Annotated in this window: 10 protein-coding genes; 6 read left to right on the top strand and 4 right to left on the bottom strand. The window is 74.1% G+C overall.

All coding sequences use genetic code 11. From position 1 onward, the window contains the following. Positions 1 to 21 precede the first annotated feature (21 nt). Positions 22 to 258 carry a hypothetical protein gene (locus ACFZAU_RS02480; RefSeq protein WP_500550714.1) on the bottom strand — a complete coding sequence of 79 codons (237 nt, stop codon included), beginning with the start codon at positions 256 to 258 and terminating at the stop codon, positions 22 to 24. Between the two features lie 347 nt (positions 259 to 605). Then, on the bottom strand, positions 606 to 1160 hold the full coding sequence (locus ACFZAU_RS02475; protein WP_500461857.1) for an NAD(P)H-dependent oxidoreductase: 555 nt from the start codon (positions 1158 to 1160) through the stop codon (positions 606 to 608). A 104-nt stretch (positions 1161 to 1264) separates the two neighbouring features. Here ACFZAU_RS02475 and ACFZAU_RS02470 point away from each other — a divergent pair, with 104 nt between their 5' ends. Next, on the top strand, positions 1265 to 1915 hold the full coding sequence (locus tag ACFZAU_RS02470) for a TetR/AcrR family transcriptional regulator (protein ID WP_500550713.1): 651 nt from the start codon (positions 1265 to 1267) through the stop codon (positions 1913 to 1915). Between the two features lie 65 nt (positions 1916 to 1980). On the opposite strand, the gene ACFZAU_RS02465 is transcribed toward ACFZAU_RS02470, so the two are convergent. Continuing rightward, complete coding sequence (locus ACFZAU_RS02465) at positions 1981 to 2463, bottom strand: calcium-binding protein (RefSeq protein ID WP_500550712.1); 483 nt, start codon at positions 2461 to 2463, stop codon at positions 1981 to 1983. 368 nt (positions 2464 to 2831) lie between these two features. On the opposite strand from ACFZAU_RS02465, the gene ACFZAU_RS02460 reads away from it, so the two are divergent. After that, complete coding sequence (locus ACFZAU_RS02460; protein ID WP_500550711.1) at positions 2832 to 6572, top strand: S8 family serine peptidase; 3741 nt, start codon at positions 2832 to 2834, stop codon at positions 6570 to 6572. A gap of 227 nt (positions 6573 to 6799) precedes the next feature. After that, the gene (locus tag ACFZAU_RS02455; protein ID WP_500550710.1) at positions 6800 to 7585 is read left to right on the top strand and encodes a hypothetical protein; all 786 of its coding nucleotides are present in this window, start codon (positions 6800 to 6802) and stop codon (positions 7583 to 7585) included. Between the two features lie 77 nt (positions 7586 to 7662). Here the strand turns inward: ACFZAU_RS02455 and ACFZAU_RS02450 are convergent, their stop codons facing one another. Continuing rightward, on the bottom strand, positions 7663 to 10662 hold the full coding sequence (locus tag ACFZAU_RS02450) for a S8 family peptidase (RefSeq protein ID WP_500550709.1): 3000 nt from the start codon (positions 10660 to 10662) through the stop codon (positions 7663 to 7665). Positions 10663 to 10868: 206 nt separating this feature from the next. Between ACFZAU_RS02450 and ACFZAU_RS02445 the strand changes: the two genes are divergently transcribed. From ACFZAU_RS02445 to ACFZAU_RS02435, 3 genes are all read left to right on the top strand, one after another. Then, positions 10869 to 11855, top strand: a complete 987-nt coding sequence (locus ACFZAU_RS02445; RefSeq protein ID WP_500550708.1) for a LuxR C-terminal-related transcriptional regulator — start codon at positions 10869 to 10871, stop codon at positions 11853 to 11855. Between the two features lie 85 nt (positions 11856 to 11940). Then, entirely contained in the window at positions 11941 to 12573 is a 633-nt protein-coding gene (locus ACFZAU_RS02440) for a hypothetical protein (protein WP_500550707.1), read from the top strand. A gap of 68 nt (positions 12574 to 12641) precedes the next feature. Then, the gene (locus tag ACFZAU_RS02435) at positions 12642 to 13277 is read left to right on the top strand and encodes a DUF7003 family protein (protein WP_500550706.1); all 636 of its coding nucleotides are present in this window, start codon (positions 12642 to 12644) and stop codon (positions 13275 to 13277) included. Positions 13278 to 13299 lie beyond the last annotated feature (22 nt).

The raw sequence follows: 13299 nt of genomic DNA, 5'->3' as shown, positions 1-13299 counted from the left end.
CAGGGCCCGCCCGCACCGCCGTCAGCGCCCTCGTGCGGCGGACGCGGTGAGCGCGGCGGCCGGTATGCCCTGTGCCGCCAACCGCGCCAGGAGTTCCGACTCCTGTGCCCGCGTGAGGGCGATCCACAGGGCGCCCCCGTCATCGGCGGTGAAGACCGTCCGCCCCGCGCACCGGCCCTCGGCGTGGATGCTGTAGGGGGCCAGGTCGAGCAACAGCCCGAACTGCGCGTCGTCCCGTGTGTCGATGTCGATCCCCATCCCGGGGTCGTCACGCCGCGAGCGCGTCCCGGCGGCCGCCGCTTCCCGGGCCAGTGCGAGCAGGCTCGCGTACGAGGACTGGACCTCCTCCGGCCACGCGCCGTCGGTGTACGCGTCGAGGTGCGCGCTGTCGAGGTCGGGGCGCAGGACGCGCGCGCCTCACGGTGGAGGGACACGAGGTCCGCGGGGCTCGAGCCGCCGGCGGGCACGAATGCGCGGCGTGGGCCATGGTCGTCGTCGATCACGACGACGACCCTGTCATGCGCCGCGCCTCCGCGTGACGAGGGGCCGCACGGAACACGGGGACCCCGCGGGCAACGGCCCGCGGGGTCCCGGTGCCGAGGGGGTCAGGCCGCGGCGCCGGCCTCGGTGAGCTGCCGGATGACCTGGGTCAGGCCGTCGACGACCTCGGAGTCGTCGGCCGGGTGGGTCTCGGCAAAGCGGTTCACGGAGCCCGGGATGGAGAGCTTGGCGTCGCCGAGGACCGTGGCGCCGGCGATGCCGGCGGCCTTGCGGGCCTCGTCCTGCGCCCAGATCCCGCCGTACTGGCCCAGGGAGGTGCCGACGACGGCGACCGGCTTGCCGATCAGCGCCCCGGCGCCGTAGGGGCGGGACATCCAGTCGATGGCGTTCTTGAGGGCGGCCGGGATGGTGCCGTTGTACTCGGGCGAGAAGAGCAGGAGCGCGTCGCTCGCGGCGGCGGTGGCCCGCAGGCGTGCGGCGGCCTCGGGCAGCGCGCCCTCGACGTCGATGTCCTCGTTGTAGAAGGGGACCTCCGCCAGGCCCTCGTAGAGGGTGATCTCGACACCTTCGGGGGCGTGCTTCACGGCGGCTTCGGCGAGCTGGCGGTTGTGCGAACCGGCGCGGAGGCTGCCGACGAGAGCGAGGATGCGGACGGACATGGGGGATCTCCTTCTGGGAACCGGAAGCGGACCGTGGTCCGGTTACCTGTCTACCAGCTAAACGGACCACGGTCCACTTCCATTCCCGCCGCTACGCTGTGGCCATGACCGAGCCGCCCCGCGCCGCCCTTCCCGCGCGCGACGCCTCCGCCGGACCCGTGAACCTCTCGCTCACACCGGTGGGCGAGCCGCCACGGCTGCGTGCCGACGCCGCACGGAACCGCAAGCGCCTGCTGGAGGTCGCGGCCGAACTCGCCGCCGAGCGCGGGGCGGCGAACGTGACGATGGAGGCCGTCGCCGCCGCGGCCGAGGTCGGCAAGGGGACGGTGTTCCGGCGCTTCGGCGACCGCGCGGGGCTGATGCTCTCGCTGCTCGACCACATCGAGCAGCAGATCCAGGCGGCCTTCCTCACCGGCCCGCCGCCTCTCGGACCGGACGCCCCGCCGCTGGAACGGCTGCACGCCTTCGGCCCCGCCGTGATCCGCCACGAACACGCCCACCGCGACCTGTACATGGCCGCACGCCGCGGACTGAGCCGCCGCTTCCACCCGTCGTACCAGCTCAGGCACACGCACCTGACGCTGCTGCTCCGGCAGGCCGGGGCCCCCGGCGACGTCGAACTGACCGGGCACACCCTGCAGGCCTACCTCGACACCGTGCTCATGGAGTACCTGCTCACGGCCCGGGGCATGCCCGTCGAGCGGCTGGACGCCGGCTGGCACGACCTGGTCGACCGCCTCGGCGCACCGCGGTAGCGCCGTCCAGCGCCGTCGCCGGGGCCGACCGGGCCGCCGTGGCGACGCCCCGGGCCGGTGAGCGGTCAGGGGTTGCAGCCGGGACCGGTGGCCGGGCTGGTGCAGACGTCGGTGCCGGGTCCGCCGTCGTTGGCGTTGCTGCCGGGACCGCCGGAGAGGACGTCGTTGCCGGCGTCGCCGAAGAGGGTGTCGTCGCCGTCACCGCCGGTCAGGGCGTCGTTTCCGTCACCGCCTTCGACACGGTCGTTGCCGGTGCCGCCGGTCAGGGTGTCGTTGCCGGCCCCGCCGCAGATCAGGTCGTTGCCGCCGCGGCCGTCCACGACGTCGTTGCCGCCCCGGGCGAAGATCACGTCATCGGACCGGCGGCCAGGAGCCCCGCGACCGCGAGCCGCCCGGATCGGCGGGAGCCCCGTCCCGGCCGTATTCGGCCACGGCTCCCCCAGGGGTGCCGGACCCTGGCGGACGAGGGACGCGATCCATGGTGACGGGACAGCAGAAGTGCGAACAAGTGTGCTCCCGGTGATCGGACGGCCGAGGCCATGACTCATATCCAGTCAAATTGGCCATATCGGGAAGATCGTAACTACGGGCAAGGTCGGCGACCTTCGGCCGATCCCCTCGTTGGGCCGTCCGTGGCCCCGCGGGGTACGGCCGCCGCCCCCGCACGAGGACCCCGGGCACGCGCCCGAGGCGCGGATCGCCGAACCGGCCACCCCCGCACGACGGCCCCGAACCCGGGCGGAGCGAACCACCCCCGGTCGAGCGGGGGTTCGCACGGCCCGGGTCCGCCCCCTGTCGTGATCCCGACAGGGGGCGGAAAGACGCCGCTGTTCGTCTCTCGTTTACCGGTCCGTTGAATCGTTTAACTCGCTAGCATGCGGCGGACATTGGATGGATCTAACGTGAAGGATCCCCTGTGAGACCGCTCTTCCCGGGCCGAACCGGCCTCCCGATCGTCGCGGGTGTCGCGGCACTGCTGATGGCGATCCCACCGGCAGCTGCCAGTGACCACGCCACGGCCTCCCCCTCGCCCGACGACGTGGTCGTGACCGGCGGCGCACCCGCGGGCTCCACCCCGCGCACCGTCACCCTCATCACGGGCGACCGGGTCACCGTCACGCCCGGCGGCGACGGCCGTGCCTCCGTGACCGTCGAGGGCCCCCGCGGCCACCGCGCGGACGCCCGCATCACCACCCAGCACGGCGACACCTACGTCTACCCGTTCGCCGCCGAACGGTACGTGGCGGCCGGGCTGCTCGACACCGACCTCTTCAACGTCACGCGGCTGATCGCCGACGGTTACGACGACGCCCGGTCCAAGGGCCTGCCCGTCATCCTGACCTACTCCTCCGACTCCCGCCGGAGGCTCGCGGCGCCGTCGCTGCCCGAAGGGGCCACCGGCGCACGGGCGTTGACCAGCATCGACAGCACCGCCACCACGCAGGACCACGACCAGGCGGCGGAGTTCTGGGACGACCTGACCGGCCAGGGCGCCGCGCCGCAGGCGGCCGCGAGGGCCGTGGCGAGCGGCCCGGCACTGACCGGCGGCGTACGCAAGGTGTGGCTCGACGGCAAGGTCAAGGCCGACCTCGCGGACAGCGTGGCGCAGATCGGCGCCCCCGAGGTCTGGGCCGGTGGCGACACCGGTCAGGGCGTGGACGTCGCGGTCCTCGACACCGGTTACGACCCCGGGCACCCCGACCTCGACGGCGTCGTCACCGACTCCCGCAGCTTCGTGCCCGGCGAGGACATCGACGACCACCACGGCCACGGCACCCACGTGGCGTCCACCATCGCCGGCAACGGCGCCGCGTCCGGCGGCAAGGAGAAGGGTGTCGCCCCCGGCGTGCGCCTGCACGTGGGCAAGGTGCTCAGCAACGCGGGCAGCGGCTCCGACTCCTGGATCATCAGCGGCATGGAGTGGGCCGCCCGCGAGGCCGGGGCCCGCGTGGTCAGCATGAGCCTCGGCAGCGACCAGCCCACCGACGGCACCGACCCGATGAGCCAGGCCGTCAACGAACTCAGCGCCGAGACGGGCGCGCTGTTCACCATAGCCGCCGGCAACTCGGGCCCCTACGAGGGCACCGTGGCCGCGCCCGGCGCCGCGGACGCGGCGCTCACCGTCGGCGCCGTCGACTCCTCCGACGCCATCGCCGACTTCTCCAGCCGCGGCCCCCGCTTCCGGGACGACGCGATGAAGCCGGAGATCACCGCCCCCGGCGTCGACATCCTGGCGGCCCGCTCGCAGTGGGCGCCCTTCGGGACCGGCTCGTACGCCACCCTCAGCGGCACCTCGATGGCCACCCCGCACGTCGCGGGCGTCGCCGCCCTGGTGGCGGCGAAGCACCCGGACTGGAACGGGGCCCGGATCAAGGACGCCCTGGTCTCCACCTCCGTCGCGACGCCGGACATCCCCGCCGACTCGGGCGGCAACGGACGCGTGGACGCGGTCGCCGCCACCAGCAGCACCCTCGTGGCCACCGCCACCGCGGACTCCGGCATCCACCCCCCGGGCGGCGCGTCCGGCGGGACCGTGACCCGGACCGTGGAGTGGGCCAACTCCGGTGACACCGCCGTCACCGTGACCCCGCGCCTGGACACCCCGGGCGTCCCCGAGGGCCTGTTCACCGTGACGGACCGTCAGCTCACCGTCCCCGCCCACGGTACCGCCTCCACCACCGTGACCACCACGCTCGACCGGGCCCCCGCGGGGTCGCGCTTCACCGGGCACGTCGAGGGCGTCGTCGACGGCAAGGCCGTCACGCGCACCCTGCTCGCGGTCAGCACCCGCGACGAGTACCACCACCTGCGCGTGCACGTCACCGACCGGGCCGGCGACCCGATGGTCGGCCTGGTGATGTACCAGCGCAAGGGCGACGAGTACGCGCAGGCCCTCTACACCGACCTCGACGGCGTGCTCGACACCGTCGTCCCGCCGGGCACGTACACCGTCTGGACCTGGGGCGCCGTGCGCGGCGTCCACGGCGAGTCCTCCTACGGGCGGGCCCTGCTGGCGAGGACCGGCGTCGTGGTCGGCAACGCCGACACCGACACGGCGCTGGACGGGACGAAGCTGCGCAGGACCGAGGTCGTCACCCCGAAGACCTCGACCGACAGCGACATCCGGATGGACTTCACCCAGTCCTTCAAGGACGGCTCGCCGGCGATCACGGACACCGCGACCGTCGGCGACGGCTTCGACAGCGTGTGGGCGCTGCCCATGCCGACGGCCTCCGGCGGCGACCTGGCGTACACGGTCCGCTGGCGCATGCAGCAGCCGCTGCTGGCGCTGTCCTCCGGCAACCAGGTCTTCGACGACCTGTGGCTGCAGCCCGGTTCCGGCCGTCCCGCCGAGAGCACCAGGACGCTGCCCGCCATCTTCGCCGGCAAGGGCACCGCGGCCGAGTACGCGGCCGCCGGCGCCAAGGACAAGGTGGCCGTGGTCCGCTACACGGGGGACGACGACCAGATCACCGACGCGCAGAAGGCGGGCGTCGCCCTGCTGGTCGTGGTGAACGACCTGGACGGCCGGCTGCGCGAACCCGTGCGCCGCACCGCCCTCGTCGTCGCCGGCGTCTCCCGCACCGAGGGCGAGGCCCTGATCGGCCGCATCCAGGACAGCCGTTCCGGCTCGGTGCCGATGCGGGTCACCGGCCACGCCGAGACGGACTACCTGTACGACCTGGTGCACACCTGGCACGGCACGGTCCCGCAGACCCAGCGCTACGCGCCGGCCGAGCACCGGCTCGCCCGGGTCGACGTCGGCTTCCGCAACGAACCCGGCACGGAGGTCGACGAGTTCCGCTACGACATCCAGCCGTACCTCGGGGTCAAGGTCGGCGGCACCCGGCTGTCGACGGCGGGCGCCGAGCGCACCGACTGGGTCACCCCGTCGGACGAGGCGACCTGGATGGAGGAGGCCGCCAACGGCATCCGCTCGATCCAGTTCTCCGGGCTGGTCGGCTACCCGGCGGGGCGCACCACCGACGTCCAGTGGTTCGGGCCCGTCGAGCACCCGCGGATGAACGAGAGCCAGTGGCTGCCGCAGCGCAACGGTGACGTCCTCGACGTGACCATCCCGGCCTGGGGCGACGGTGGCCGCGACCACGCGGGCGTGGTCGGCCCGGGCACCACCTCCCAGGTGAACGAGCTCTACCGGGGCGGCGACCTGGTCACCCGCACCGAGGGCGGCTGGCTGGGCGGGGACGTCCCGGCGGCGTCGGGCCGGTACCGGCTGGTGACGGCCACCGAGCGGACGGAGGGGTACCCGTACTCCACCGCCACCCGGACCGAGTGGGGCTTCTCCTCGGCGACGGCGGCCGCGGACGACCCGCAGGTGCTGCCGCTCCTGCAGCTCGACTACGGGATCCGCACCGACGCGGGCGGCGCCGCGCGACGTGACGCCGAACTCACGGTGAGTGCCTCCGCGTTGCCGGGCACGCCGGCCTCGCGGGTCCGCACCGACGCGGTGGAGGTCTCGTACGACGACGGCCGCACGTGGCACAAGCCGGCACTGCGCGGCGCGGACGACGGCGCCGCCCGGGTCCGTCTGGACGCGCCGCGGCGGGCGGAGTTCCTCTCGCTGCGCGTGCGTGCCTCGGACAAGCGGGGCAACACCGTGACGCAGACGGTGATCCGGGCCACCGGCCTGGCCTGATCCGCGGAAGAACACTGCGCGGACGAACACAGCGCGGACGAACACAGCGCGGCCGGTCCCCTCGGGGGCCGGCCGCGCTGCCGTTCCCCGGCGCTCCCCCGTTGCCCCGAACCGGCAAGGGGGCGGGGTCGTCCGCTGCCGGCAGCGGACCTGGCCGGCGCTCGGCCCGGCATGATCGGATGCGAGGTGCGGGGGGCGTACTCGGGTGGGGAGACACGGTGGAACGGGTGGAACGGAACAGGTCGTCGGTCGTGGTGTGGCTGCTGATCGCCGTGACGGCGCTGGCCGTCGGGGTGGCGATGGTCTTCCTCACGCGTGACGCGCTGGAACGGGAACGGGAGTTCCGCGCCGCTCCGCCGTGCGCCTCGGTACCGGTCGAGGTGTCGGAGTGCCGGTGGGAACAGCGGTTCACCGTACGGTCGGTGGACACCCACAGCGGCAGGCGGAAGTCGCCCGAGGCGGACTTCCTGCTGCCCTCCGGAAAACCGTGGCACCTGACCTTCCGCCGGACGGGCCCGGTGCTCTCGCAACTGGAGCCGGACGACAAGGTCGTCGGCCTCATCTGGCGGGGGCGGGTCGTCGAGGTGTGGGACACCGCGGGAACCTGGCAGGAGACGAGCGACGGGCCCCTGGAGTGGCCGGAGGACCGCCTCGGCGGCGCGCTCGCCGGACTCTCGACCGGCCTGATGGCCCTTGTCGGCGCGTTGTGGGCGCTCTTCACGCGGGGGCCGCGGCACGCACGCGCGGCGAGGGTGGTGCGGTGGCACGGCGTCCCGATGGGCGTGGCGGCGATCGTGACGCTCTGGGCGCAGGCGGCCGGCGAGTGGCCGATGTGGTCGATCCCGGCCATCTGGGGGCCGATCGCTGCGGTGCTGCTGACCTCGGCGGTCGCCTTCGCCCTGGCGGCGCTCCGCGGCGACCTCGACGACGACGCCCCGTCCGCCGCGCGGTCCCCCGGGGCCCCGGGAGGTCTGCCGGGCGGCGCCTCCGGACCGGGCGCCGTACGCCTTTGACAACGCTGCCCTCTCGGGGAACGCGGCGGTGCCGGCCCCCTCGTGGCGAGGGGGCCGGCACCGTCGCGCGGGGCCCGTCAGCCGATGGTGACGAGGGTGCCCGCGGCGTTGGGGTAGCCGATGTAGGCGGTGGCGGGACGGTCGGAGGGGACGCCGCTCCACGAGGCGGTCAGCGTCAGGGGGACGCCGGGCTTCGTGACGGGGTTCCGCGGCGTCACGGTGAACGTGCCCTGTGCCGGCGGGCTGTCCGGGCCGATCAGGTTGGTCTGGAAGGAGAACGGGAAGTCCGTCAGCTCCGGCTGGCCGCCCAGCGTCATGACCATGGCCAGGTACTTCCCCGGCTTCATGCTCGGCAGGCTCACCACCGGCCGCGTCTGGTCGAGAGCGAGGTCCCCGACGATGTACGGGAGCTGGCCGTCGCCCGGGTCGTACGCGAGCAGCAGGCTCAGCCTGGCCTCCGGGTTGTCGGGCGTGACGAAGAACTGCCCGGCCTGCGTGCCCTCCGGCACCGTGAACGTGAAGTCCTGCTCAGGCTTGTCGTTGGAGACCTCGTTGCGGACGGGCGTGCCCGCGACCGGGCCGCGCGGGGCCGGCGCGAGCGAGGTGGTGCCCGGCGTCACCTGGAAGGAGACGCTGCCGCCGCCCGCGGGGCCGGACACCTGGTCGGGGGCGATCAGGCTCCACGGGGTCAGGACGACCGGACTGCGCACGCCGGTGCGGCCGTGCCGCCAGGTGAGGTCACCGGTGACGGTCTCGCCGGACCGCCCGGTCGTCAGCTCGAAGCTGACGCTGAACCGCGCCTTCTGACCGGCCTTGCTGAAGTGCAGCACGGACGGGTGCACGGTGGCCTTGACCCCGGGTACCGAGATCGAGGCCCGGTAGGTGCCGGCCGCAACGGCGGTGACGGTGCGGGTCACGGTCTGCGAGCCGACCATGCGGCCGATGGCGATCGACGGGTAGTTGAGGTCGCTGGGGTCGACGGCCCGCACCCCGGTGCCGGTGTCGACGCCGAGGCCCTCCAGGTAGCCCAGCCAGTCCTTCTCGGTGGAGTCGTAGACCAGGCCCGGTGCGAACATGTCCGCCGGGCGCACCTCACCGGCGCCCTGCGCGAACAGGTCGGTGTTCTTCCCGCCGGTCGCGGTCCTGGTGTCGACGGCGGTCGTCATCATCGCGGACTTCACGGCCATCGGCGACCACGAGGGGTGCTCGGCCAGGTAGAGCGCGGCGAGGCCCGCGATGTGCGGGGTCGCCATCGACGTGCCGGTCATGAAGTCGTAGTCGTGGCCGAAGTTGGAGGCGGGCGCGACGGCCGCGAGGATGCCGACGCCCGGCGCGGCGATGTCGGGCTTGAGCAGGTCGCCGTTGTTCGTCGTGGACGGGCCGCGCGACGAGAACGGCGCGATCTGCGGGTACGGCTGACCGGTCGTGCCGCCCGGGAGCAGGCTCGCCTCGGCCCCGGCGCCGGCGGCGTACGCCCGGACGTCGGCGGCACCGGGGGTGTTGAGGTGCACCGTGGGCACGGCGTGCAGGTCGCCGTCGGTGTCGAGGTCGCTGACGTTGACCAGGACCATGCCGACGCCGCCGGCCCGCTGCACCTCGTGCGACTTGTCGACGCGCGGGTTGACGCCCCGGTCGCAGACGACGATCGCGCCGGAGACCTTCGCCGGGTCGAGCGTGCCGTCCTGGCACAGCGCGGCGTCGGAGGTCGAGGCGCCGGGGTTCTTCACCTTCTCGGCCAGCACGAGGGGCTCGGGGCCGAGCGGGGCGTCCACGGTGGTGCTGCCGCCGACGTAGGTGTCCCCGTTGCCGAGGCGCACGGTGGCCTCGTAGGGCGCCAGGGTGCTCGCGGCCACCGTGGTCGTCCACGGGGCGACGTTGTCGGCGGAGGAGACCTCGGGGCCGGAGTTGCCGGCGGCGGTGGCGACGAAGACGCCCGCGGCCGCGGCGGTGCGGAAGGCCGCCTGGACCGGGGAGTCCGGGGCCGTCTCGATCACCGATCCGGCCGAGTAGTTGAGGACGTCGACGCCGTCGGCGACGGCCTGGTCGACGGCGGCGACGATGTCGGAGGTCATGCCGCCGCTGTCGCCGGTCGCCTTGCCCGTCCAGAACGCCTTGTAGACGGCGATCGCGGCGCCCGGTGCGACGCCGGAGACCTTGCCGAGGTGCCGGCCGTCGACGGTGACGTCGACCCCGCTGTTGCCCGCCGCGGTGGACGCGGTGTGCGTGCCGTGGCCCTCGCCGTCCCGTGCGGAGACGTAGTCCGCGCGGCGCTCCGGCGGCACCCGGTCCAGCCAGGCGTCGCCGAACCAACGGGCGCTGATCAGCTTGCCGTTGCAGGCGCCGGCGGTGAACTCCTCGCCCGCCTGGCAGCTTCCGGTGAAGGTGCCGCCGTCCGCCTTCCGCATGACAACCTTGTCACCCTTGCGGTAGGGACGGTACGGGTCCTTCGACGTGGGCCGCGCGGTGCCCAGCGGGGCGGCCGCGAAGGAGCGGCTCTCCGGCCAGACGCCGGTGTCGATGTCACCGACGACGACACCGCGGCCGGCCTTCTCGGCACCGCCGAGGGCGGACCAGAGCCCGTGCCGCCCGGTGAGGCCGAGGAAGTCCTGGGAGTTGCGGTCGTCGGAGACCTTGTTGAGGGTGTCGGGTGCGACCGACAGCACCCCGGGGGTCTTCGACAGCGCCGCCACCTGCGCGGCGGACAGGTCCGCGGTGAAGCCGTTGGTGACCACGGAGTACCCGCGCTCGATCCGCGCGCCGACCGAGGCGGCCGCGGCGCGCTGGGCCCCGGTGAGGTGGGCGCGGTAGCGCACGGCGCCGGGGGCGGCGAGGTCGACCTTGGCGCCCGGCGCGGGGGCGGTGCCGGGTATGCCGTCGACCCCGCCCCGGTAGGCGGCGATCGGCCGGTCGGCGAGGGTGACGACGTAGCGGCCCGCGGCGAGGTGGCCGGCCACCGGGACCGGCTTCGGGCCGGCCGCGGGGGCGGCCTGGGCGGGGACGGCGGACGACAGGGCCAGTGCGACGGCGGCGGCCGCCATCAGGGCGGCCGGTCTGGTGCTGCGTGACGTCGAGGTCACGTTCGGTCCTCCAGAAGGGAAGAGGCCAGGGGCGTCACCGCGCGTCCGGGCGCGGCGGGGTGCGCGGGGGCGGCCGGCGGACCGCCGCTCCCGGTGGGGGTGTTGGGACGATTCAAAAGTGAACGGCCCACGACCGGTCGATGTCCAGATAATCTTGTGGCGTCTTCGGACAGCTGGCGGACCACGCCATCACGAGGAGCGCGTACGTGCTGCAGGCCCTGGGTATCAGCGAGTTCGACGAGGGCGTCTACCGGGCCTTCCTCACCCGGGCCGGCTTCGGCACCGAGGAGTACGCCGCGACCGCCGGGGTCCCCCCGGACCACGTCCGCGGGGCCGTCGCCCGGCTGGCCGGGCTCGGTCTGCTGCGCCGCGACGGCAGCGGCGAGTACCGCCCCGTGGGTCCCGGCACCGCGCTCACCGCCCTGCTCGACCAGCGGCGGCTGGAGACCGAGGCCGCGTTCGCCGGGGTGCGGTCGGTCGTCGACGACCTCGCCGAGGAGTACCGGGCCGCGCGGCTGCGCAGCGATCCGGGCAGCCTGGTGGAGGTGCTGTCGGGACGCGACGTCGTCGCGCCGCGCATCGACGAGCTCAACCGCTCGGTGCGCACGCACATCTGGATCCTCGACAAACCGCCCTACCTCGACCGCGCGGACGGCCTGCCCCACACCAACGAGGCCGAGAAGGCGTCGACCGCCGCCTGGGCGCGCCGCGGCGTGGACATCCGCTCGGTCTACTGCCCGGAGTCCATGGAGCGGCCCGGCCGCTTCGAGACGGTGCTGGAGATGGCCGCGCTCGGCGAGCAGGCCCGGATGCTGCCGAGCCTCCCCTTCAAGCTGCACGTCATCGACCGCCGCGTGGCCCTCGTCCCGCTGGTCGGCGGGGTCTACGACAGCCTGGCCGTCGTGCACCCCTCCGGCCTGCTGGACGCCCTCATCGAGCTGTACGAGGCGTACTGGGCACGCGCCGAGCCGATCGGCGCCCCGGCCCCCGCGGCCGGCGAGGAGGGTCCCACCGCCGAGGAGGTCGCGCTGCTGACGATGCTGCGCGCCGGTCTCAAGGACCAGGCGATCGCCCGTCAGCTGGGGCTGAGCGCACGGACGGCGACGCGACGCATCGCCGCCCTCATGGCACGGCTCGACGCGACGACGCGTTTCCAGGCAGGGGTGGAGGCCGGCGCACGTGGCTGGATCTGATCCTTCCTGACGGCACATCGCACCGAATCCGATCACAAGCGGTCAAGTGCACCTGGAGCGGGCCGAGACGGGCCAGGATCGGTCCATGAACCCATCCGCGACCGCCGCACTCACCCCGCTCCCCGACGGAGTACGGTCCACCCTCACCGCCGCCCGCGAGGCGTACCGCGCCGCCGTCCCGGCCGCGTACGACGAGGTGCTGACGGAGATCGCGGAGCGGGCCCGGGACACCGGCAGCCTGGGCAAGGCGGACATCGCCGCGCTGGTGGTGTGGAAGCGGCTGCAGGCGAGCACCGCGTGGGTCGTCGAGCTGATGAACCTGCGCGACGCGGAGGTCAGGGCCGTCACGGCCGCGGCGGTGCGCGCGGTCCGTGACCCGCACACCCCGCGCGGCGGCGCCGCCCGCGAGGGCCGCAGGGCCCTGCTCCCCCTCCCCGGCTGCCGCACCGGCGACGCGCTGGCCTCGGCGCTGCTCACCGCCGCCGCGCCGGACCGGATGGCCGTCTACGACCGCCGCGCGCAGTTCGGCCTGGAGCGGCTGGGCTACCAACTGACCCCGGCCCCCGGCCGTTACGGCCGCTACATGGACCTCCTCGACGACCTCCTCGCCCGCTCCGGCCCCGACACGGACGGCTGGACCGCCCGGGACGTCGACACGGCGCTGTACTGGCTCGGCCGCCAGGGAGCGGCGACGCCGGGTGACGCCGAGGAGGAGTAGGCGGGGTCCCGCCGGCGCTTCGGCCGCCCGGTCCGCTGTCGGTGGCCGGCCCTACCGTGTGGCGGGTGATGACCACCTCTTCCGTCCTCGGGCAGTTCGACCTGTGCGCGGACCGGGCCGAGTTCCCCGATCTGCTGAACGGCTACTTCCACCCGGTCGACACCCGGATCCATCTGTTCGGCGACACGACCCGCTGGGCGATGGTCGCCGAACTGCTGGGGTACTCCCCGCGCGCCGGCAACCTCACCGACGTCGTCCACCGGTTCGGCAACTGCCTCACCGTCGGCGAGCCCGGAATCGGCGCCCTCCTCGACCGGGTGGAGAACATGGAGGAGATCGTCCTCGGCGACGACGAGGTGTACGCCGGAGGGGTTCCGGTGAGGGTGCGCGGGCAGGCGCTTCCGGTCGACGCCCCCGCCGGCACACCGCTGGAGGACGTCTTCCGTCAGCTGGTGCCCGCGCACCGCGCGCTCTTCCTGGCCGACGGCGCCGAACTGCGCGCCGGCGTCCCCGGCGACCTGCCGGTACTGCTGCGGCTGGACGAATGGCACCAGCCGGAGGACCTGGGAGAGGTCACGCCCGCGGGATGCGAGGCGTTCCGGATGATGGCCGAGGTCGTGGACTCCGGGGACCCGTCCCGCTACCGGCCGACGCTTCCCCCGAACACCCACTGGTCCCACTGGCCCGACGCCGGGACGCTGTAGCCCGCCGGGGTTTCCCCACCGC

This window comes from Streptomyces sp. NPDC008238, assembly GCF_042956445.1.
Lineage (GTDB): Bacteria > Actinomycetota > Actinomycetes > Streptomycetales > Streptomycetaceae > Actinacidiphila.
This window is presented reverse-complemented; position numbering and strand designations above follow the sequence as displayed.

Bases quoted from the DNA above. Each gene is read 5' to 3' on its own strand.
- ACFZAU_RS02480 (WP_500550714.1), bottom strand. From the start codon at position 258: ATGGGGATCGACATCGACACACGGGACGACGCGCAGTTCGGGCTGTTG.
- ACFZAU_RS02475 (WP_500461857.1), bottom strand. From the start codon at position 1,160: ATGTCCGTCCGCATCCTCGCTCTCGTCGGCAGCCTCCGCGCCGGTTCG.
- ACFZAU_RS02470 (WP_500550713.1), top strand. From the start codon at position 1,265: ATGACCGAGCCGCCCCGCGCCGCCCTTCCCGCGCGCGACGCCTCCGCC.
- ACFZAU_RS02465 (WP_500550712.1), bottom strand. From the start codon at position 2,463: ATGAGTCATGGCCTCGGCCGTCCGATCACCGGGAGCACACTTGTTCGC.
- ACFZAU_RS02440 (WP_500550707.1), top strand. From the start codon at position 11,941: ATGAACCCATCCGCGACCGCCGCACTCACCCCGCTCCCCGACGGAGTA.
- ACFZAU_RS02435 (WP_500550706.1), top strand. From the start codon at position 12,642: ATGACCACCTCTTCCGTCCTCGGGCAGTTCGACCTGTGCGCGGACCGG.